This window comes from Brachybacterium phenoliresistens (assembly GCF_039530785.1).
Classification (GTDB): domain Bacteria; phylum Actinomycetota; class Actinomycetes; order Actinomycetales; family Dermabacteraceae; genus Brachybacterium; species Brachybacterium phenoliresistens.
In genome coordinates this window covers 183,196-202,150 of sequence record NZ_BAAAOW010000007.1, presented here as the reverse complement: position 1 = coordinate 202,150, position 18,955 = coordinate 183,196, and the positions used below count along the sequence as shown (strand labels likewise).

Genomic DNA, 18,955 nt, shown 5'->3' with positions numbered 1-18,955 from the left:
GCGCCCGCGATCTCCGGCCGCGGGGCGTGCGCGGCCGCTCAGACGTCGGCGAGGGCGACGGCCTCCCCGGTGGCCACGGAGCGCTGGGCGGCGGCGACGATCCGCACGGTGCGCAGCCCCGCCTCGCCCGAGGGCTCCTGGGTCCGGCCGGTGCGCACCGCGTCGAGGAAGGCCTCCAGCAGCAGGGCGTCGAGGTCCGCGCCGTAGGGCAGCCACTGGCCGGGCCCCCCGACGTGGTCGGCGAAGGCGTCCACGGTCAGCTGGCCGCCGGTGCCCAGCGCCTGCAGGGTCAGCCCGCCCCAGGTGGGGCCGTCGTCGGGCATCGACCACGAGCAGTCGATGGTGGCGATCACGCCCGAGGGGTAGGTGAGGGTGACGAAGCCGCCGGTCTCGGCGCCCTCGCCGGCGCGGGAGGCCGAGAGGATCCGGTTGGCGACCGCGCGCACGTCGGTCGGCTCGCCGAAGGCGGCGTCGAGGATCTGGGCCACGTGCACCGTGTGGTCGACCAGGCAGCCGCCGCCGGAGAGGGACACGTCGGTGAACCAGTCCCGGCCCTCGGGCAGCTTCCCGTTGTTGGTGCCGGTCAGGCCGACGATCTCGCCGAGGGCGCCGTCCCGGACGGCGCTGCGCAGCGTCTCGACGGCGGGGGAGAAGTGCACCGGGAAGGCGGTCATGAGCACGACGCCCGCCTCGCGGCAGGCGGCGACCATCTCCTCCGCATCGGCCACCGTGGTCGCCAGCGGCTTCTCGCACAGCACGGCGACGCCGCGGCGGGCGGCCTCGAGCACGAGCTCCTTGTGGTCGGCGTTCGCGGAGGTCACGATCACGGCGTCGGGCCCGCCGTCGAAGGCGTCCCAGGCCTCCTGGTAGCTGCCGACGACGCGCTCGGCCGGGACGTCGCCGAAGCCGTCCGGGTCCGCGACGACGAGGTCGACGTCCCCGCGCGCGGCGAGGATCCCCGCATAGGCGGCGGCGTGGGTGTGGGCGCAGGAGAGGAGGGCGATCTTCAGCACGGGATGCTCCGTCCGGTGGCGAGGGACTCGAGGGCGGCGAGGGAGACCTCCACGGCGACCAGGCCGTCGCGGGCGCTGACGCGAGGGGCGCGGCCTGTGCGGATCGCGGCGGCGGCGTCGAGGATCTCCTCGGCGTAGGGGCTGCGCATGCCGGAGATGTCCGGCAGCAGCGAGCCGCCGGCCTCGGCGCCGCCGCGGGCGACGGCGTCCCAGGTCACGGCGGAGTCCTGGGCCGAGTCGTATTCGAGACGGCCGGCGTCCCCCGCGAGGGAGAAGGCGTAGCGGAAGGCGGTCCCGGCCGGGCCCCAGAACCCGCGGCAGTGGGAGATCGCCCCGCCGGTGTGCGTGAGGACCACGTGGGCGGTGCGCACCTCGGGCTGCGAGGCGGCGACGTGCTCGCGGGCGTGGACGGAGGCGACGGGCCCGGCGACCCAGATGGCCTGGTCGATGTCGTGGATCATCTGGTCCATGACGATGCCGCCGGAGGCCTCCTGGTCCGCGAACCAGGGCATGCGCGGGAACTGGCCGGTGCGCTCGTAGCGCAGCACGGCGGGCGTGCCGATGCGCCCGGCGTCGATCCCCGCCTTCGCCGCCGCGTACTGCGGGAAGTACCGCACGACGTGCGCGGGGAAGAGCAGCCTCCCGGCGCGCTCGGCGTGCTCGACGACCGCGCGGGCGTCCTCGAGGCTGCGGGTCAGGGGCTTCTCGCAGATCACGTGGCAGCCGGCGTCCAGCGCCCGGTGCACGATCTCGGCATGCACCGGCGTGGGGGTGCAGACGTCGACCACATCGACCGCGGCGAGCAGGGAGTCGAGATCGGGGTGGACGGTGGCGCCGAAGGCCGCCGCGAAGGCCTCGGCGCCGTCGAGGCTGTGGGCGTGCAGGCTCGCGCCGGCCTCGACCCAGCCGGGGCCGTGGGCGCCCGCGATGCCTCCGGTGCCGACGATGCCGACGGCCAGGGGGCCGCCAGGGGGAGTGGTCATGGGCGACCTCTTTCCTCGGGAGCGGGCGCCGTCCCGGCGGTCGTGCCGCCGTCGCGCCCGGTTTTCGAAACCGCTTTTCATAACTCTAGCCGCGCCGCGGCGCGTGTCAACGGGCGGTGCGGGATCGACTCCACGGGGTGCGGGATCGGCGCGGCCGATGGCGGGATCCTCGGGGGTCCGGGCCCGGACGCAGATCGGCGGCGGCGGTCGCAGGGCGTGAGCCCTCCGTCCGCCGCCGCCTCGGTCCGACCCCATGTGGACCGCTGTGGGGGAGCATCGGCCGCGCGTCCCGGGGCGCGCGGCCGGGGTTCAGCCCTTCTGGCGTCCCTTGAACCGCGGGTTCTGCTTGTTGATGACGTAGATGCGGCCCCGGCGCCGCACGACCTGCGCGCCGGGCTTGTTCACGAGCGATCGCAGCGAGGCGCGGACCTTCATCGCCGGCCTCCTGCGCTCGTCCCGGCCGATGCGGCCGGGGCCGGGGCGTCGGCGGCGCCGGACCCTTCGGCCGCGGAGCGGCTGCCGTAGCGGCGGCGGAAGCGCTCCACGCGCCCCGCGGTGTCCAGGACCTTCGCCGTGCCCGTGTAGAACGGGTGCGAGGCGGAGGAGACCTCGACGTCGATGACCGGGTACTCCCGGCCGTCCTCCCAGGTCACCGTCTTCTCCGAGGTCCGGGTGGACCGCGTGAGGAAGGCGGAGCCGGCGCTCGCGTCACGGAAGACGACGGGCCGGTACTCGGGGTGGATCCCCTGCTTCATGTGTTCTCCTCACCAGCTGGATTTCGTGATGCCGGGCAGCTCGCCGCGATGGGCGGCCTGCCGGAAGCGGACGCGGGAGAGCCCGAACGTCCGCAGGTAGCCGCGGGGGCGGCCGTCGACCGCGTCGCGGTTGCGCAGCCGCGTCGGGCTGGCGTCGCGGGGCAGACGCTGCAGGGCCCGCTGGGCCAGGACCTTCTCGGCCATGGTGGTGGCCGGGTCCTTGATGGTGCGCTTGAGGGCGCGGCGCTGCTCGTCGTGGCGGGCCACGATCTCGCGGCGGCGGGCATCGGCCGCGATCTTGGAGGTCTTGGCCATCAGCGCTCCTCGCGGAACTCGACGACCTCGCGCAGGCGCGGGTCGAACTTGCGCATGACCAGGCGATCGGGCGAGTTCCGCCGGTTCTTGGTGGTCATGTAGGTGTAGCCGGTGCCGGCGGTGGAGCGCATCTTGATGATGGTGCGCACCTCGCTCTTCTTGGCCATGGGGCGGGTTCCTCGTTCCTTCTCAGATCTTCTCGCCGCGGGCGCGGATCTGCGCCACGACGGACTCGATGCCGCGCTTGTCGATGACCTTCAGGCCGCGGGCCGAGACGTCCAGGCGCACGGTGCGCCCCAGGGACGGGACGTAGAAGCGCTTGCGCTGGATGTTCGGGTCGAAGCGGCGCGAGGTGCGGCGGTGGGAGTGGGAGACGTTCTTCCCGAAGCTCGGCTCGGCTCCGGTGACTTGACAGCGTGACGACATGGAGAGCGATACTAGCAACTGAGAACCATTATCGTCAAGAGGAAGGGCGAGGACACCGATGGCCTCCGACCACCGTTCGCGCCAGCCGGGAGACCGGCACGGCCACCAGTTCCAGCAGGCGCCCCACGCACGGTGGCGCGGCCACCGCAGCACGCCGGTCGCGATCGTCACGGCGATCGACCCGATCCTGCGCGACGCGCTGACCGGTGGCGCCCTGCTGGACCGGCCCGGGGCGGTGGCCCTGCGCTACGAGGTCGACCACGAGACCGCGGCGCTGCACCGCCTGGTGCTGGACGCCGGCGGCGTGATCGAGGACGAGCGGGTGGACCTCGAGCACCCCTGCGTCTCCTGCGCCATGCGCGAGGACGCCGTCGCGGTGCTGGGGCGCCTCGCCGCGGACCCGCGCATCGACGCGATCCTGCTGGCCCCGCCCATCAGCGCCGACCCCTCCGTGGTGGCCGGCACCCTCGTGCCCTTCCAGGGCCGATGGCACCTCTCGGCCGCCGCCGCGGTGCTCGAGGCCCAGCACGTGATCGACGACCTGCTGGGCGACATGACCCTCGCCGAGCGGGGCCTGCAGTGGGCCGCGGAGGACGAGCGCAGCGTGGGCGAGGCGCTCGCCGCGCAGATCGAGTACTCCGACCTCGTGATCGTCGAGGGCGGGGAGGGAGCGGAGGGCGGCGCCGGCCTCGAGCTCGTCGAGCATCTCCGCTCTCCCGAGCAGCTGCTGCTGACCTCGATGCACGTGCTCGAGCCGCGCCTGCTGCTGGGCGGCGCCCTCGACCACACCGGGGCGCTGCGCCGCCGCGACGTGCGGCACGTCCAGGCCTACGGCGGCCCCACCGAGCACGGCACGTGGACCCTCGACCTCGCCTCCGACCGGCCCTTCCACCCCGAGCGGTTCCTCGAGGACATCGAGCTGCTCGGCGCCGGGCGCATGCGCGGCCGCGGACGCTTCTGGGTGCCCGACCGCCCCGGCACCATCTGCCAGTGGGACGGCGCGGGAGGCCAGGTCTCGATCGGCTCGGTCCACGAGTCCGGCCGCGAGCTGCCGACGACGCGCCTGGTCATCACCGGCATCGACCCCGAGGACCTGCCGCGGGTGCGCGACGCCTTCGCCCGCTGCCTGCTCACGCAGGAGGAATGGGCGGCCGGGCTGGCGCCCTGGCTGGGCGCCGAGGACCGCCTGTCCCCGTGGCTCGGGGAGCGCGACGCCCGCGTGTGACCGCGCCCCGCGCCGCCCGCCGCCGACCGGGCGCCGCGTCCCTCCGGGCCCTGCCGCACGCCGCGCCCCTCCGGGGCCCGGCCGGGCGTCGCGGCGCGCCGGCGGGCCGGGCGGGCCCTCCGGCGCAGCGGTCCGGGTATCCCTGCGCGGCCGGGGCGCGATGCGATACCGTCGATCCCGCTGGGACGCAGGGAAAGGACGGCGCCGCATCGGCGCGGCGCAGGTGATCGCATGACGCAGACCCCCACGGGCGCAGCCCCGAACCGCACCTGGATCTGGATCGTCTCGGGGTGCTGCGTGCTGCTGCTGATCGCCGCCCTCGTCCTCGGCATCGGCGGGATCCTCCTCTACCGTGCGAGCCAGTCCGGCGGCGGCGAGCCCACCATGACGACCGGGACCGGCGGGAGCGAGCCGAGGTCCCCGGAGGAGAGCCCCGCCGAGGAGTCGAGCGCCGCGGACCCGAGCGCCGAGGAGACCTCCGCCGCGCCGCCCGTGGGCGGAGCCGTCGAGCTCCCGACCGAGCAGGGCACCCTCACGATGACCTTCGGCGCGGTGGACTGGGACGCGACCTCCGAGGTCGCCGAGGCCAACTCCCACAACGAGCCGGCCGCCGAGGGGCACGTCTTCATCACCGTCCCGGTCACCGTGAGCTACGCGGGCAGCGGAGCGGTCGACCCGTTCTTCGCCGCCAGCATCGTCTTCGTCGGCGCGGACGGCCTCGAATATGCTCTGGCCGATCCGGTCGTCGAGAAGGACTTCGTGCTCCTGGGCGAGGTCCCCGACGGCGGGACCGCCGAGGGCACCCTGGTGTTCGAGGTCCCCACCGCAGCGACCGGCGCCGGCGAGATCCAGGTCTCCACCCACGAGACCGAGCAGCCGCAGGTGGCCCCGGTCCTCTGAGCCGGCGACCGCGCCCCGCTCTCGCCGGAGCCCGGGCCGTCCCCGCATCCCGCCCCCGCCCGAACGACGGAAGGAAAGCGCCGCACCGACGCGGCGCGAGGTCCCCCCATGGCATACGCACCCCCCGGCCCGCCCCCCGGCCCGCCCGCCGGGCCGCCCGTCGGCCCCGCCCCGAAGAACCGCACGTGGATCTGGATCGTCGGCGGGTGCTGCGTGCTCGCCCTGATGCTGGGCATCATCGGCGGCGTCGCCGGCCTGGTCATCTACAGCGGGAGCCGCACCTCGGGCGGCGAGGCGACCACGAGCCAGGAGCCCGAGCCCGGCGGCTCCGTCGAGGTCCCCACCGAGAACGGCACGGCGACGGTGACCATCGGCGAGATCGACTGGGACGCCAACGAGGAGGTGGCTGCGGCCAGCGGCGCGAACGACGCACCCCCCGAGGGCCACGTCTACGTGATCGTGCCCGTGACGATGACCTACGCCGGCTCGGGCGAGTTCACCGGCTGGTTCGACATCACCGTCACCTTCGTGGGGGCGGACGGCCAGGAGTACTCCTCCGACAGCGCCCTGGTGGACGACGACCTCTATCTCCAGCCGTCGATCACGGACGGCGGCACCACCTCGGGCAACCTCGTGTTCCTGGTCGCCGTGGAGGCGACCGAGGGCGGCGAGTTCCACGTGAGCACCTGGGAGACGGACGAGCCCCGGAGCATCCCGGCGGCCTGAGGTCCGGGCGGCATCGGCCGCCCCGGCGGCCTGCGCGGACGGTCGGACCGTCCGCACAGGCCGCGTCGGTCATCCGCGCAGGTGCAGATCCGTGCGCCGCAGCCAGCGCGCGAGCTCCTCGCGCCGCACCGCGACCCTCGGGCCGAAGCGCCCCTCGGCCTCGATGATGCCGACCTCCGTGACCCACGCGATCGCCTCGGCCTCCGGGGCCGACGGGGACACGTCCGGGCTGGCGGGAGGGGCCTGCGGGGACGGGGAGCCCGCGAGGGACCACAGCGCCTGCGCGAGCGACGCGCGAGATGCGACGCCGCCGACTGCGGACGCTGCGGCGCCCGGCGCATAGGCCGCGAGGACCTCGGCGAGCTCCGCGCCGGTGACGGCGCGACGCGGGTGGAAGCGGTGACCGCAGTCGGCGAGGTCCAGGACGCTCTCGCGCAGCCAGGCGATGGCCTCGGCATCCCGATGGCCGGGCGGGACGTCCACCGCGTCCGGGAGCGCCGGGACCGCGCGCAGCCCGTCGACGGTGATCGCCCCGGAGGTCGCGCCGTGATCGGCGGCATTGCAGAAGATGCTGAACTGCGTGACCGCGGCGAGCGTCGCCGCGTCCAGGCGGCGCTCGGCGTGGGCGGTATCCCACGGGGCGGGGCGCCAGTCGGCGAAGGGCAGCCGCGCCAGGAAGGGGTCCTCGCCGGCGAGCGAGGGGTACGCCTCGAAGGCGACGCCGTCGGCGACCAGCTGCAGGACCAGGAGGTTCGCGGAGGCGTCGGGAGCGATCCACGCCTCCAGGGCCGCGAAGGAGGACCAGTCGCCCTCCACCGTGCGGGAGATGCCGGTGTAGGTCTGGGACTCGAAGGAGTAGGACATCCGCAGCGCGACGTCCCCCTCGCCGACGACCCCGCCCTCGTCGGCGCGCACCAGCGCGAGAGTGTTCGCGCCGCGCTGCGACCAGCTGCGCCCCAGCGCGGTGAGGTCGCCGTAGCCCTCGAAGTCGTCGACGACGCCCGGCGCGAGCTCCGGCTCGGGGCCGAGGACGACGGCGGAGGCGACCGCGGCGAGCTCCGTGCCGCCTTCGAGCACGTGCAGGGTGAGCGGGCGCGTGGAGTTGTCCAGCAGGGCATCGGGCACGTCCCAGCTGCCGCTCCACCACAGCGACCCGTCCTTCGGGGCCGCGAGGTCGAGGGTGGTCTCGCCGTCGGGAGTGGGAACGGTCAGCCGCACCGCATCCGCCGCGTGCCCGGTCACGGAGGCCAGCAGCTCGATCGGACCGGTGGGGACGCGGGAGCCGTCGGCCGGCCGGGCCAGGTGCGCGGCCGCTGCCGGGAGAGCCGTCGTGGCGACGTCGTGCACCCCGGTGAGATCGTCGGCGAAGCGCGTGACCGGGTCGGCGTGGAAGGCCACGAAGTCCGGCAGCAGCTCGCCGTCCACCGGGGTGTACGGCGTGGAGTCGCCGCCGTAGTTCGCCCAGGTCATCATGTAGGCCGTGCGCGCGGCCGCGGGATCGGCGGTGACCGCCCCGAGGATGTCCGTGAACCAGGTCGTGCTCGCGTTCTGGCCATCGGGGCGGACGCCGCCGCTGATCCCGTACTCGGTCAGGGCGCTGATCTTCCCGCGCTCCTGGGCGATCGTGCCGAGCATGGCGAGGTCCCTGGTCAGGCCGCCCCGGTACGCGGCCGATGCTCCGGAGTCGTCGTAGGTGTCGATGCCGATCACGTCCACGAAGGCATCGCCGGGATAGGTCCGCAGATAGCGCTCGGCATCGCCCGCGTAGCCGCCGCCGGGGGAGAAGGCGTACAGCAGGTTGTGCACCCCGCGCACATCGCGCAGGTGCTCGACGGTGAAGCGGAACAGCTCCGCGTACTCGCCGGCGGTGGCGGAGGCCGCGCCCCACCAGAACCAGGAGCCGTCGTTCTCGTGCCAGGGGCGGAAGATGATCGGGATCGGCTCGCCCTCGGCGTCGACCGCCTCGGTGAACGCGATGACCAGGCGGTCCAGGGCCGCCACGAGGTCCGCGTGGTGCGAGCCGCCGGGCAGCACGGCACGCAGCGCGTCGCCCGAGGTGTCGTAGAAGTCGTCGCCGGTGACGAGGTTCTCCAGGTGCCAGGACATGGTTGGGATCGCCCCGACGTCATGGGCCTGGTGGAACCTCGTCGCGAGCACGCTCGCCCTGGCCTCGCGATCGGCCGTGCTCATGCCGGCGACCTCGAGGGTGTCGAAGCCGATCACGGCCGGGTGGTCACCGGTCACCGCGGCGACGTCCGAGGAGGTTCCGTCCGGGTCCGCGAAGGTCTCCCCGCTGGAGAGGTCCTCCTGGTGGCCGAACAGGACTCCCTGCGCGTCGATGTCGCGCAGGGCGGCGAAGAGCGAGCGGGTCCTGGCGGTGGCTCCGGGATCGGCGAGCGCGACCTCCGATGCCGCAGGCGCGGGGTCGGCGGGGGCGGGGCCGGCGGGAGCGGGGGAGGCGGCGGCGCGGCCAGCGCTGATCGGCGCCAGGGTGCACGCGGCCGAGGCGGCGCCCAGCAGGGCGAAGCTGCGGCGGGAGAGCGGGACGGTCTGGGCGGCGTCGGCGGCGCGGCGCTGCGGTGCGGGGCGTGCCGAGGACTGCGAGTTCATCATCGAACCTCCGAGATCGATCACCAGCGGGCCGAGTGCCCGCGGTGCGGTCGGGGAGTAACTTAACTCATGAAATTAAGTAAGTGAAGGGCGTCTCTTGGCGCCGTCAGCTGCTCGCCGGGGAGAGGCAGGTGGCCGAGGGATCGGTGACGACGAACAGTCAGTCCCGCTTCCCTCTGCGGTGCCCAGATGGACGCGGGACTGACTGTTCGCGCGTGCGTCAGCCGAGGAACAGCCCGGCCGCGCGGACGGCGGTCTGGAACAGGCCGTAGCCGAGGGCGATGACGACGGCCACGGCGAGGACCACGGCGGCGCCGACCTCGGCGGGGGAGCTGGTCTCCCGCTCGGGAGCGCCGTCCACGCCGGCGCGGGAGGCGGCGGCGCTCTCGCGATCGGCCTGGGCCTTCTGTGCGACGACGGCCTCGTCCTCGATGTGGGAGGGGTGCACCGCCCGGATCAGCAGGTTCGCGACGAAGCCGACCACGAGGATCGCCATCATCACCCACATGGCCAGGCGGTACAGGTCCATGCCGGAGTGGCCGGCGGCGGCCTGCGACTCGACGATGCTGTTGACGATCAGCGGCCCGGCGATGCCCGCGGCGGACCATGCCGTGAGCAGCCGACCGTGGATCGCCCCGACCTGGTACACGCCGAAGAGGTCCTTGAGGTAGGCGGGGACGGTCGCGAAGCCGCCGCCGTAGAAGCTGATGATGATCAGCGCGGAGATCACGAACAGCGCCAGGGAGTGCGAGCCGACGGTCGCCAGGACCAGGTACAGGACGGCGCCGACGGACAGGTACATGGCGTAGTTGACCTTGCGGCCCAGGTAGTCCGAGGTCGTGGACCAGATGAAGCGGCCGGCCATGTTGGCGATCGACAGCAGGCCCACGAAGCCGGCGGCGGCCGCGGCGGCGACCCCGAAGCCGTCGGAGATCATCGGCGAGGCGTTCTCGAGGATGCCGATGCCGGCGGTCACGTTGGTGAACAGCACGATCCACAGCAGCCAGAACTGCGGGGTGCGGATCGCCTGCTTCGCCGAGACGTTCCCGGCGGTCTGGGCGGCGTGCTGGGTGGCCTGCTCGGGGCTCCACCCGGAGGGGTGCCAGTCCGGGTGGGGCAGGCGGACCACGAAGGCGCCGCAGGCGATGGCGACGAAGTAGCAGGCGGCGAGGGTGAGGAAGGTCGGGGTGAGGCCGGCGACGAGGTTCTGCGGGTCGGGGCCTCCGCCGAAGGCGGCCATCAGGCGGTTCGAGGCGGGGCTGGCGATGAGGGCTCCGCCGCCGAATCCCATGATCGCCAGGCCCGTCGCGAGGCCGGGCCGGTCGGGGAACCACTTCATGAGCGTGGACACCGGGGCGATGTACCCGATGCCCAGGCCGATCCCGCCGATCACCCCGTAGCCGAGGTAGACCAGCCACAGCTGGCCGGTGGAGATGCCGAGGGCGGAGACCAGGAACCCCGCGACCCAGAGCGCGCCCGAGGCGACCATCGCCATCCGCGGCCCGACCCGCTCGACCCAGGTGCCGGCGACCGCGGAGGAGATGCCGAGCATGGCGATGGCGAGGGAGAAGATCCAGCCGACGGCGACCTCGCCCACCTCGAACCGGGACTGGAACGGCGTCTTGAAGACGCTGAAGGCGTACACCTGGCCGATGCACAGATGGATGGCCAGCGCCGCAGGCGGGATGAGCCAGCGCTGGAACCTCACCGGGGCGATGATGGCGTTGCGGTCGAGCACGGACATGGGGACTCCGATCTCTGGGGCGCGGGAGAGGAATGCGCGCCGGATTGCGACCCTAGGATCTGCGGCGCGGCGGAGCAAACATCCGAGCGATGACGCGCGGGTGCGGCCTCGTCAGGCCGGTAGTGGACGGCCTCGTCGGGGCGGCGGCGGAGTGCTCGCTGCGGGGCAGCTGCGCGGCAGGGATCATCGGCCGCGTGTAGCGCCGATACAGGCGCGTTTTCTCGGGCTACAGTGGGCGCATGTCCCGCGCCTCCTCGCTCCGTCTTCGACCGATGCTCCCCCGTGACCCGCACGAGAGCGGTCGCACCGCCTCCACGCTGGAGCTGTTCTTCGACCTCGTCTTCGTGATCGCCGTGTCGATCACGGCCGTGCAGCTGCACCACTCCCTGTCCGAGGGCCACGTCGGCGCCGGGATCCTCAGCTACGCCATGGTGTTCTTCGCGATCTGGTGGGCGTGGATGAACTTCACCTGGTTCGCGACGTCCTTCGACACCGACGACTGGCTGTACCGGGTGCTGACCATCGTGCAGATGGGCGGGGTGCTCGTGCTCGCCGCCGGGGTCGTGCCGGCCTTCCAGGACCACGACTTCCGCCTGGCGATCCTCGCCTACATCGTCATGCGCCTCGCGCTGGTCGCGCAGTGGCTGCGGGCCTCACGGCACACGCCGCTGCGGCGCACCGCGCTCACCTACGCCGGGGGCGTGGTCGTCGTCCAGGGCCTGTGGGTGCTGTTCCTGCTGGTCCCGGCCCAGCTCGCGATCCCGGCCTTCATCGTGTTCGCGCTGTGCGAGCTGGCCGTGCCCGTCCTCGCCGAACGCTCCGCGACCACCCCGTGGAACCCGCACCACATCACCGAGCGCTACGGCCTGTTCGCCCTGATCCTGCTCGGCGAGAGCCTGCTGGCCTCGGCGAACGCCGTCATCGAGGCGGTCGGCGAGGGCGAGCACATCGGCGAGCTGGTCGCCATCTCGGTGCTCGCGCTGATCGTCACCGCGGCTCTGTGGTGGATCTACTTCTGGGCGCCGCACCACACCGCGATCACCGACCTGCGCGGCTCGATCACCTACGGCTATGGCCACATCGTGGTCTTCGCGGCCGCGGGCGCGCTCTCCGCCGGCATCGAGGCGGAGATCGACTACATCCTCGGCCACAGCCACCTCTCCGCCCTGGGGGCGTCCTTCGCCTACACGGTCCCGATCGCCGTGTTCGTCCTGGGCATCTGGGTGCTCGCCATCCGACGGCACGGCGACGCCTGGGTGAACACCTGCGTGCCGCTGGGCGCCGTGCTCGTGCTCATCGACCCGTTGCTGCCCGTGCCCTTCGCGCTGACCACGATCATCATGGTCGGCGTGGTGGCGGTGCTGGTGTGGCGGCGGCCGGTGGGGGTGGAGGCGGCGCACGCGGGCTGAGCGCGGGGTCCGTCCCGTGCTCAGCCCCCGGCGAGCTGAGCCAGCACTCTTTCCCGGGCCCGCCCGAGGTGGTCGGCGAGGGCGTCGCGGGCGGCGTCCGCGTCACCGGCGCGGATGGCGTCCATGATCGCGTCGTGCTCGCTGACCACGGTGGTCGGGGAGGTTCGGCGGTGGGCGGCGTACTGCCCCATGGTCAGATGGATCTCCCCGGCGATCACCTCGTACATCCGGGCGATCCGGTCGCTGCGGACTCCGCGCACCAGCGCCCAATGGAAGTCGATGTCGCACTGGACCTGATCGCGGAAGTCCTCTCGTTCGGCGGCCTGGCGCATCGAGGTCTGCGCCCGGGCGATCTCGTCAGTGAGGTTCTGCTCGGACGCCAGGTGCGCCGCCGCGGCGGATTCGAACGTCTCGCGACTGAAGAAGAGATCCTCGATCTCGGCGGCGTCCAGGACGGGGACCGAGGCGGAGCGGTGCGCGGTGCGCCGTAGCAGTCCCAGTCCGGTGAGGCGCTCGAGGCACGCTTTCGCGGTGGGGCGCGCCACGCCGTACTCGCCGGCCACGCGCTGCTCGGTGACCTTCTCGCCGGGGGCGATGTCCCCGTTGATGATGCGCTCGCGCAGCGAGGCGAACAGGGCCTCGGTCAATGACGCGGGTCCGAGCTTGAACTGGCTCGATGCTGCCGACACGGCGACTCCCTCCATCCATGCCGCCGAGGCGACAGTTCGTGCGGGCAACATGTCGAACATGTAGCCCGGGCTTACATCATGCCAGCGGTCCTGCGGCTTCCGGGGCCCGCAGCCATGTCAGGGTGCTCCGCGTCTCGCGGGTGGGCTTGTACTCCGCGGCGACGGTGCCGGAATAGCCTCGGGCACGCAGGGCCGCCCCGATGCCGGCGAAGTCCACCGTCCCGGAACCGGGCTCCCCGCGGTCAGGGGCGTCGGCCAGCTGCACGTGGCCGATGCGCGCCGCATCGGTGTCGATGAGCGCGATCATGTCGACGTCGTTCCTGGCCAGGTGGAATGTATCCAGCAGCAGGGCCACATGGGGCGTGTCGATCTCGTCCATCAGGGCCAGGGCATCGGCGGCGGTCTCCAGCGGATACGCGCCGTTGAGGCCGCGAGCCAGCGGCTCGACGAGGATCGTGCCGGGGCCGCCTTCGAGATCCTCCATCACTGCAGCGGCGTGGCGATAGGACCGTACGGCGGTGCGACGCGACTCCGTCCCCTGGCCCCCGGGCGTCGCGCCATGGAGCAGGTTGAAGGTCCGGCATCCGGTGCGTTCGGCGAGCCGCCGCAGTGCCGACAGCGAGGCGAGCAGCTCGTCGGCGCGCCGTGGGTCTGCGGCGATGCCGCGTTCGCCGGCTGCCATGTCGCCGGCGTAGACGTTCATCCCGGTCAAGGCGAGACCGGAGTCCTCGATGAGCCCGGCCAGCTCGTCGAGCTGCCCGGGAGAGGGGGCGGGGGTGGCGAAGGGCCACCAGCTCTCGACGCTGCGGAAGCCCGCGTCCGCGGCGGCGGCGAAGCGTTCGCGGTACGGGAGCTCGGGGAAGAGCAGCGAGACGTTCGCCCCCACCGGATAGCCGTGCCATGTCAGTCCCAAGGTGTCCATGGCGCCCATCTTGCCACGGAGCGCTATACATGTCAGCATGTTAGACAATCGAGCATCGGAGGAGATCAGTGACGATCGACGAAGCCCTGACGGGGGCGACCATGGCGACGCGCAGTCCTGAGTGGTATCTCGGGGCGACCCGATGGACGCAGCTGACCTTCACCGAGGACGATCCAGCCGTGCTGGACGTCGACTTCTGGGTCGACGTCATGCAACGCACCCGGTCGAACGCCCTCTGCCTGAGCGCCGGCGGGTACATGGCCTTCTATCCCACGCAGATCCCGCACCATCACCGCAGCGCGCAGCTGGGAGACCGGGACCCTTTCGGCGAGCTGGTCGAGGCGGCGCGAGGGCTGGGTATGCACGTCATGGCACGGGTAGACCCCCACGCCATCCATAGCGATGCCGCCGAAGCACACCCCGAGTGGCTCGACCACGGCATGGACGGGAAGCCTGTGGAGCACGAGTCGATGCCGGGACTGTGGTGGACCGATCCGATGAGCGCATCCCACTGGGAGTTCACCACGCAGATCGCCCAGGAGATCGTCCGCGAGTACGACGTGGATGCGGTCTTCGCGAACCGCTGGGAGGGCCGCCGGCGCGTCAGCTACAACCCCGGCACCCGCGCCGCCTTCCTCGCCGAGACCGGCAAGGACCTCCCCGACGAGACCGACCCGGGCGACCCCTCCTGGCCGGCCTTCGCCGCCTGGCGTCGACGTCGGCTCAGCGAGCTGGTCGTCCACTGGGACGACGCCGTGCGCGCGATCCGCCCGCACGTGCGCTTCATCCCCAATCGGGGTGCGGCCCTCACACGGGACCTGGATCGGGACCTCGTCGAGGACCGGTATCCGATGTTCTTCGTGGACAAACAAGGACGCTCGGGACTCGAGCCGTCCTGGACGCCGGGTCGCGTGGGCAAGCGGGCGCGGGGCCTCTACCCCGACCGGCCGGTCGCACTCATCACCTCGGTGGGGCCCGAGGACGGCGAGCTGCGGTGGAAGGATTCGGTGGCCGATCCGCACGAGACTCGCGCGCTGGTCGTCGACGGATTCGCGCAAGGGGCGCGGCCCTGGTTCACCAAGTTCAAGGGGGAGTGCTTCGACACCCGCTGGGTCGCCCCGATGGCCGAGGCCTTCCAGCTCCACGAGCGTGTCGAGTCTGCTACGGGCCACCTGCGGCACACCGCCGAGGTCGTCCTGCTGGACATCCCCGACCGCTCCCCAGGGCACGCCTTCGGTCACGGCCATGGCGCCGATTCCCAGGAGGACGGCGTCTACCAGGCGCTGGTCGAGGCCCGGATCCCCTTCGAGTACATCGCGGAGGAGGCGCTGACCTCCGACCGTCTGCAGGGCGTTCGCGTGGTGGTGCTGCCCTCCGGCGCGGCATTGGACCCGGCCACGATCTCCACCCTCGAGCACCATGTCGCGGGCGGCGGCGGTCTCGTCACCGCCCACGACGCGAGCCTGACGGTCGATGAGGCCGGAGCGCCGTCGCTCGCCCTCGGCCCGCTGCTCGGGGTCCGTCCGCGCGGCGGGATCCGCGGGCCGCTGAAGAACAAGTACATGACCCTCGAGCCCGGGCATCCACTCACCGCCGGGTACGACGGGGCGCAGCGCATCGTCGGCGGAGCGCACGTCCTGGACCTCGATGTCGACCCCGATGCCCAGGTTGCCTTCCGCTTCGTCCCCGACTACCCGGATCTGCCGATGGAGGAGGTCTATCCCCGTCCCGGGGAGGCCCTTCCCGCCGTGGTCACCCGCGAGCACGACGGCGGCGGCCGCACGGTGGCGATCGCCTTCGACATCGGCGAGGTCTACTGGCGGGCGTTGCAATCCGACCACGGCCGGCTCATCGCCGGTGCCGTTCTCTGGGCCCTGGGTGATCACACGCCCCGGGTCCGGGTCGCCGGCCCCGGGATGGTGGACCTCGCCGTGCGCGAGGCCGAGCACGAGATCGCCGTGAACATCGTGAACCTCACCGATCCCATGGCGATGCGCGGTCAGCGCCACGAATCGCTGCCCCTGCACGGTCAGGAGGTCATCCTGCACATTCCCGCAGGGCAGCGGGCGGCCCGCGCCGAGCTCCTCGTCGCCGGCACCTCCGCCGATCTCCAGGTGCGCGGCAGGCACCTGCACATCCCTATCGACCGCATCGACGACCTCGAGGTCGTCCACGTGACCTGGGCGCCGCAGAGCGCCGACACCGCGACCTCCGGAGGCGACGCATGAGGATCGGATTCATCGGACTGGGCGTCATGGGCGCCCCCATGGCGCAGAACCTGCTGAAGGCCGGGCATGGCCTGAGCATCCACCGCGCCACGGACCGCACGCGGCACCTCGTGGATGCCGGGGCCGTGCCCGCGGAGAGCGCGGCAGTCGCGGCCTCCGGCGCGGAGGCGGTCGTGCTCATGCTCCCGGACACTCCCGACGTCGAGTCCGTCCTCCTGGGTGAGGACGGGGTCCTCTCAGGGCTGGAGGACGGCGCCCTCGTGATCGACATGAGTTCGATCTCGCCCGTGCGCACCGAGCAGCTCGCCGCAGCGGTCCGCGAGGCCGGAGGGCACTACGTGGACGCTCCCGTCTCCGGCGGGGAGGTCGGCGCCCGTGACGGCGCCCTGACGATCTTCGTCGGCGGAGCGGACGCCGACGTCGCCCGGGCGATGCCGCTGCTGGAGATCCTCGGTGCCCGCATCACCCACATGGGCCCGGTCGGCTCCGGGCAGGCCACCAAGGTGGTCAATCAGGTCATCGTCGGCCTCACCATCGAGGCGGTCGCCGAGGGTCTTGCCCTTGCAGAGGCTTCCGGCCTCGACGGGGAGCGCGTGCGCGCCGCGCTCGACGGCGGCTTCGCGAGCTCCCGGATCCTCGAGCTGCACGGACGGCGCATGTCCGAGCGCTCCTTCGACCCCGGCTTCCGTCTGCGCCTGCATCGCAAGGACCTCCGGCTGGCCCAGGACGCCGCTGCTCACCGAGGCGTCGCCCTGCCGGGCACCGACGCGGTCGCCGCGCAGATGGACGCCGCGCTCGCTCGGCACTGGGAGGAGCTCGACCACTCCGCGCTGTTCCGCCTGCTCGTCGAGGAGACCCGATGACTGCGGCCGATCCGCTCGGCAGAGCCGAGCCCTGGTGGGAGGGGACCTTCCGCACCGTCCAGACCAACCTGCGCGAGATCGACGCCGGTCTGGACGTCGACGCCGTGCTCGACGCGATCGAGGAGTTCGGGGCGGACACCTGGCTGCTGAGCGTCGGCGGGATCATCGCCAACCATCCCAGCCGCCTGGCCTCCCAGACCATCAACCCGTACCTCTCCGAGCGTCCCTCGGGGGATCTGGTGGGCGATGCCATCCGCGCCGCCCGGGCCCGGGGAATCCGCGTGCTGGCTCGCATGGACTTCTCCAAGATCGATGCCGCCCGCGCCGAACGTCACCCCGAGTGGTGCTTCGTCTCTCCGGGTGGCGCGCCGCAGATCTACAACGGGTATCGCAGCACCTGCCCGAGCGGTGACTACTACCAGCGCGAGATGTTCGCGGCCGTGGCCGAGGTGCTCGAGAACTACCCGGTCTCCGGGTTCTTCCTCAACTGGATGTCCTTCAACGAGCATGACTATTCGCGGCGCTACTGGGGCGTGTGCCACTGCGAGGCCTGCCGGCGCGGATTCGCCCGATTCGCCCCGGGGACGGACCTTCCCGACGGCCCGGACGACGCCGGTTCCGTGCTCTGGCGGCAATACACCGAACAGGTTCTCGCCGACCTTCATCGGCGGCTGCGCGAGCATGTGCACCGGCTCGCTCCGCATGCCGCCCTCATTCAGGGCGACAGCGCGGACATCACCTTCCACGAGGCCAACAACGCCGTGGGTCGCGAGCTCTGGCACCAGTCGACGGCCGACGCCGTGGACGCCGCACGCTCCGCAGACCCTGCCCGGCCGGTGTTCGTCAATGCGGTCGCCTTCGTCGACATGCCTTATCGCTGGGCGGGAGAGGATCCGCGCCATCTGGAGCAGTACGCGGTGCAGGCGGTCGCCCACGGCGCCCAGCCCTCCACCTACATCATGGGCACTCCGGAGCACAGCCCCTTCCCGGGGCTCGAGGCCAGCGCGCGCATCACGCGCCATCATCGGGACCATCAGCAGGAATACCGCGGGCTCGTGCCCAGCGCGCGTACGGCGCTCGTGCGCCCCGACGCGTCCGCGCACCGTGCGGAGTTCCAGGGGTGGCACAGCGCCCTGTCCGAGGGGCACATCCCCTTCGTCGCCCTGCGGCTGGGATCGCTCGGGACGGTCTCCCGGGATCGTCTCGACCTGGTGATCGTTCCTGATGTCGGGCCGCTGGACGACAGCGCCGCGCACGCCCTGCTGCAGTTCGCCGCCTCCGGCGGAACCGTCGTGACGAGCGGGAGCTCAGCCTGGACCCCGCTGGGGAACCAGCTCGACCCGGACGGCGCGCGGATCGTGTCGCGGGCCGTGCTGGATACCGAGGAGGCGGTGCGCTCCCTGCACATCGACATCGGCGGGGCGCCGGGCGACGTCGGGCTGTCGCCGGTCGCTGCGCCCGCCCCGCTGCACGTCCCGGTGCTCGGTGGGTATCGCGCGGTCGTGGCCGCCTCGGACGAGGTCTCGACCGGCTGGCCCGTGCTGGGGCGGGCGCTCTACGGCCCGCCGGAGAAGTGCTCCGGGAACGAGCCCTCGGGCCACGCCGGCCGCCTGTCCTGGCGTTCCGGTGCGACGGGGCGGGTGGTCGTGCTGCCCTGGAGGCCCGGTGCGGCGCTGCGCGAGCTGGGCCTCTCGGCCATCGGCCGTGCCCTGGCTGGACTGGTCCGGGCCGAGGGAGGGGAACAGCTGCGGGTGGCGACGGGTCTGCCGTCCCACGTCCGCATCGTGCCCGGTCGTTCCGCGCGCGGAACGATGATCCACCTTCTCAATCGCAGTGGAGAGCGCCCCCAGCGGTTCGTCGACCCTGTGCCCGTGCTCCCGGCAGAGCTGGAGGTTCCCTGTGCTCGCGCACCCCGCACGGTGCGCGCCCTGGTCGCGGGGGAGGAGCTCGCGTGGACCCGGGTCGACGGCGCGGTGCGGGTGCGGACTCCCCGGTTCGAGGTCTTCGAGGCCATCGTGCTCTCCGACGCCGAAGCCACGAACGAATAACAACCAGGCATGTACTCTTGACAGACAATCTTACCTTCGCAAGGCTTGACCCCAGGAGCTATGAGGCTCCTGGACCTTCCAACGACGGGAGTACAGCGA

General features: G+C 72.5%; 18 protein-coding genes. 7 read left to right on the top strand and 11 right to left on the bottom strand.

The features are described from left to right. Positions 1-38: 38 nt before the first annotated feature. The 7 genes from ABD234_RS14885 to rpmB form a co-directional block, all read right to left on the bottom strand. The gene (locus tag ABD234_RS14885; protein ID WP_344357802.1) at positions 39-1,013 is read right to left on the bottom strand and encodes a Gfo/Idh/MocA family protein; all 975 of its coding nucleotides are present in this window, start codon (positions 1,011-1,013) and stop codon (positions 39-41) included. Next, positions 1,007-1,996, bottom strand: coding sequence for a Gfo/Idh/MocA family protein (locus ABD234_RS14880; RefSeq protein WP_344357799.1), 990 nt, complete (start codon positions 1,994-1,996; stop codon positions 1,007-1,009). Before ABD234_RS14880 ends, ABD234_RS14885 begins: the two co-directional genes overlap by 7 nt. A gap of 309 nt (positions 1,997-2,305) precedes the next feature. After that, positions 2,306-2,431, bottom strand: coding sequence for a type B 50S ribosomal protein L36 (gene ykgO, locus ABD234_RS14875; protein WP_344357796.1), 126 nt, complete (start codon positions 2,429-2,431; stop codon positions 2,306-2,308). Beyond that, positions 2,428-2,751 carry a type B 50S ribosomal protein L31 gene (locus ABD234_RS14870; protein WP_038374544.1) on the bottom strand — a complete coding sequence of 108 codons (324 nt, stop codon included), beginning with the start codon at positions 2,749-2,751 and terminating at the stop codon, positions 2,428-2,430. The genes ykgO and ABD234_RS14870 overlap by 4 nt, the downstream gene beginning before the upstream one ends. Positions 2,752-2,760: 9 nt before the next feature. Beyond that, positions 2,761-3,066, bottom strand: a complete 306-nt coding sequence (gene rpsN / locus ABD234_RS14865) for a 30S ribosomal protein S14 (RefSeq protein ID WP_344357793.1) — start codon at positions 3,064-3,066, stop codon at positions 2,761-2,763. After that, complete coding sequence (gene rpmG / locus ABD234_RS14860) at positions 3,066-3,233, bottom strand: 50S ribosomal protein L33 (RefSeq protein ID WP_038374542.1); 168 nt, start codon at positions 3,231-3,233, stop codon at positions 3,066-3,068. The genes rpsN and rpmG overlap by 1 nt, the downstream gene beginning before the upstream one ends. A gap of 22 nt (positions 3,234-3,255) precedes the next feature. Next, a complete protein-coding gene (rpmB, locus tag ABD234_RS14855; RefSeq protein WP_038374540.1) occupies positions 3,256-3,492 on the bottom strand; it encodes a 50S ribosomal protein L28 in 237 nt (78 codons plus the stop codon). A gap of 58 nt (positions 3,493-3,550) precedes the next feature. On the opposite strand from rpmB, the gene ABD234_RS14850 reads away from it, so the two are divergent. The 3 genes from ABD234_RS14850 (at position 3,551) to ABD234_RS14840 (ending at position 6,343) form a co-directional block, all read left to right on the top strand. After that, positions 3,551-4,717 carry a GTP-binding protein gene (locus ABD234_RS14850; RefSeq protein WP_344357780.1) on the top strand — a complete coding sequence of 389 codons (1,167 nt, stop codon included), beginning with the start codon at positions 3,551-3,553 and terminating at the stop codon, positions 4,715-4,717. A gap of 231 nt (positions 4,718-4,948) precedes the next feature. After that, entirely contained in the window at positions 4,949-5,617 is a 669-nt protein-coding gene (locus ABD234_RS14845; protein WP_344357777.1) for a hypothetical protein, read from the top strand. A gap of 108 nt (positions 5,618-5,725) precedes the next feature. Continuing rightward, positions 5,726-6,343 (top strand): hypothetical protein, encoded by a 618-nt coding sequence (locus ABD234_RS14840; protein WP_344357774.1) that lies wholly within the window; start codon positions 5,726-5,728, stop codon positions 6,341-6,343. 69 nt (positions 6,344-6,412) lie between these two features. Here the strand turns inward: ABD234_RS14840 and ABD234_RS14835 are convergent, their stop codons facing one another. Both ABD234_RS14835 and ABD234_RS14830 read right to left on the bottom strand, forming a co-directional pair. Further along, entirely contained in the window at positions 6,413-8,953 is a 2,541-nt protein-coding gene (locus ABD234_RS14835) for a glycosyl hydrolase (protein WP_344357771.1), read from the bottom strand. 220 nt (positions 8,954-9,173) lie between these two features. Beyond that, the gene (locus ABD234_RS14830) at positions 9,174-10,697 is read right to left on the bottom strand and encodes an L-lactate MFS transporter (RefSeq protein ID WP_038374537.1); all 1,524 of its coding nucleotides are present in this window, start codon (positions 10,695-10,697) and stop codon (positions 9,174-9,176) included. A 239-nt stretch (positions 10,698-10,936) separates the two neighbouring features. Here ABD234_RS14830 and ABD234_RS14825 point away from each other — a divergent pair, with 239 nt between their 5' ends. Continuing rightward, on the top strand, positions 10,937-12,106 hold the full coding sequence (locus ABD234_RS14825; RefSeq protein ID WP_344357766.1) for a low temperature requirement protein A: 1,170 nt from the start codon (positions 10,937-10,939) through the stop codon (positions 12,104-12,106). Between the two features lie 20 nt (positions 12,107-12,126). On the opposite strand, the gene ABD234_RS14820 is transcribed toward ABD234_RS14825, so the two are convergent. After that, positions 12,127-12,795, bottom strand: coding sequence for a GntR family transcriptional regulator (locus tag ABD234_RS14820; protein WP_344357763.1), 669 nt, complete (start codon positions 12,793-12,795; stop codon positions 12,127-12,129). 76 nt (positions 12,796-12,871) lie between these two features. After that, positions 12,872-13,717 carry a hydroxypyruvate isomerase family protein gene (locus ABD234_RS14815; protein WP_344357760.1) on the bottom strand — a complete coding sequence of 282 codons (846 nt, stop codon included), beginning with the start codon at positions 13,715-13,717 and terminating at the stop codon, positions 12,872-12,874. A gap of 68 nt (positions 13,718-13,785) precedes the next feature. On the opposite strand from ABD234_RS14815, the gene ABD234_RS14810 reads away from it, so the two are divergent. From ABD234_RS14810 to ABD234_RS14800, 3 genes are read left to right on the top strand one after another with little or no spacing between them, the layout of a single operon-like run. Continuing rightward, a complete protein-coding gene (locus ABD234_RS14810; RefSeq protein WP_344357757.1) occupies positions 13,786-15,945 on the top strand; it encodes a family 10 glycosylhydrolase in 2,160 nt (719 codons plus the stop codon). Continuing rightward, positions 15,942-16,808 (top strand): NAD(P)-dependent oxidoreductase, encoded by an 867-nt coding sequence (locus tag ABD234_RS14805; protein ID WP_344357754.1) that lies wholly within the window; start codon positions 15,942-15,944, stop codon positions 16,806-16,808. Before ABD234_RS14810 ends, ABD234_RS14805 begins: the two co-directional genes overlap by 4 nt. Then, positions 16,805-18,856: an alpha-amylase family protein gene (locus tag ABD234_RS14800; RefSeq protein ID WP_344357751.1), complete on the top strand. Its 2,052-nt coding sequence runs from the start codon at positions 16,805-16,807 to the stop codon at positions 18,854-18,856. Before ABD234_RS14805 ends, ABD234_RS14800 begins: the two co-directional genes overlap by 4 nt. Positions 18,857-18,955: the final 99 nt, after the last annotated feature.

Coding starts and splice junctions, on each gene's coding strand:
- ABD234_RS14870 (WP_038374544.1), bottom strand. CDS start 2,751: ATGAAGCAGGGGATCCACCCCGAGTACCGGCCCGTCGTCTTCCGTGAC.
- rpmG (WP_038374542.1), bottom strand. CDS start 3,233: ATGGCCAAGAAGAGCGAGGTGCGCACCATCATCAAGATGCGCTCCACC.
- ABD234_RS14850 (WP_344357780.1), top strand. CDS start 3,551: ATGGCCTCCGACCACCGTTCGCGCCAGCCGGGAGACCGGCACGGCCAC.
- ykgO (WP_344357796.1), bottom strand. CDS start 2,431: ATGAAGGTCCGCGCCTCGCTGCGATCGCTCGTGAACAAGCCCGGCGCG.
- ABD234_RS14825 (WP_344357766.1), top strand. CDS start 10,937: ATGTCCCGCGCCTCCTCGCTCCGTCTTCGACCGATGCTCCCCCGTGAC.
- ABD234_RS14805 (WP_344357754.1), top strand. CDS start 15,942: ATGAGGATCGGATTCATCGGACTGGGCGTCATGGGCGCCCCCATGGCG.
- ABD234_RS14845 (WP_344357777.1), top strand. CDS start 4,949: ATGACGCAGACCCCCACGGGCGCAGCCCCGAACCGCACCTGGATCTGG.
- ABD234_RS14840 (WP_344357774.1), top strand. CDS start 5,726: ATGGCATACGCACCCCCCGGCCCGCCCCCCGGCCCGCCCGCCGGGCCG.
- rpmB (WP_038374540.1), bottom strand. CDS start 3,492: ATGTCGTCACGCTGTCAAGTCACCGGAGCCGAGCCGAGCTTCGGGAAG.
- rpsN (WP_344357793.1), bottom strand. CDS start 3,066: ATGGCCAAGACCTCCAAGATCGCGGCCGATGCCCGCCGCCGCGAGATC.
- ABD234_RS14830 (WP_038374537.1), bottom strand. CDS start 10,697: ATGTCCGTGCTCGACCGCAACGCCATCATCGCCCCGGTGAGGTTCCAG.
- ABD234_RS14815 (WP_344357760.1), bottom strand. CDS start 13,717: ATGGACACCTTGGGACTGACATGGCACGGCTATCCGGTGGGGGCGAAC.
- ABD234_RS14835 (WP_344357771.1), bottom strand. CDS start 8,953: ATGAACTCGCAGTCCTCGGCACGCCCCGCACCGCAGCGCCGCGCCGCC.
- ABD234_RS14800 (WP_344357751.1), top strand. CDS start 16,805: ATGACTGCGGCCGATCCGCTCGGCAGAGCCGAGCCCTGGTGGGAGGGG.
- ABD234_RS14880 (WP_344357799.1), bottom strand. CDS start 1,996: ATGACCACTCCCCCTGGCGGCCCCCTGGCCGTCGGCATCGTCGGCACC.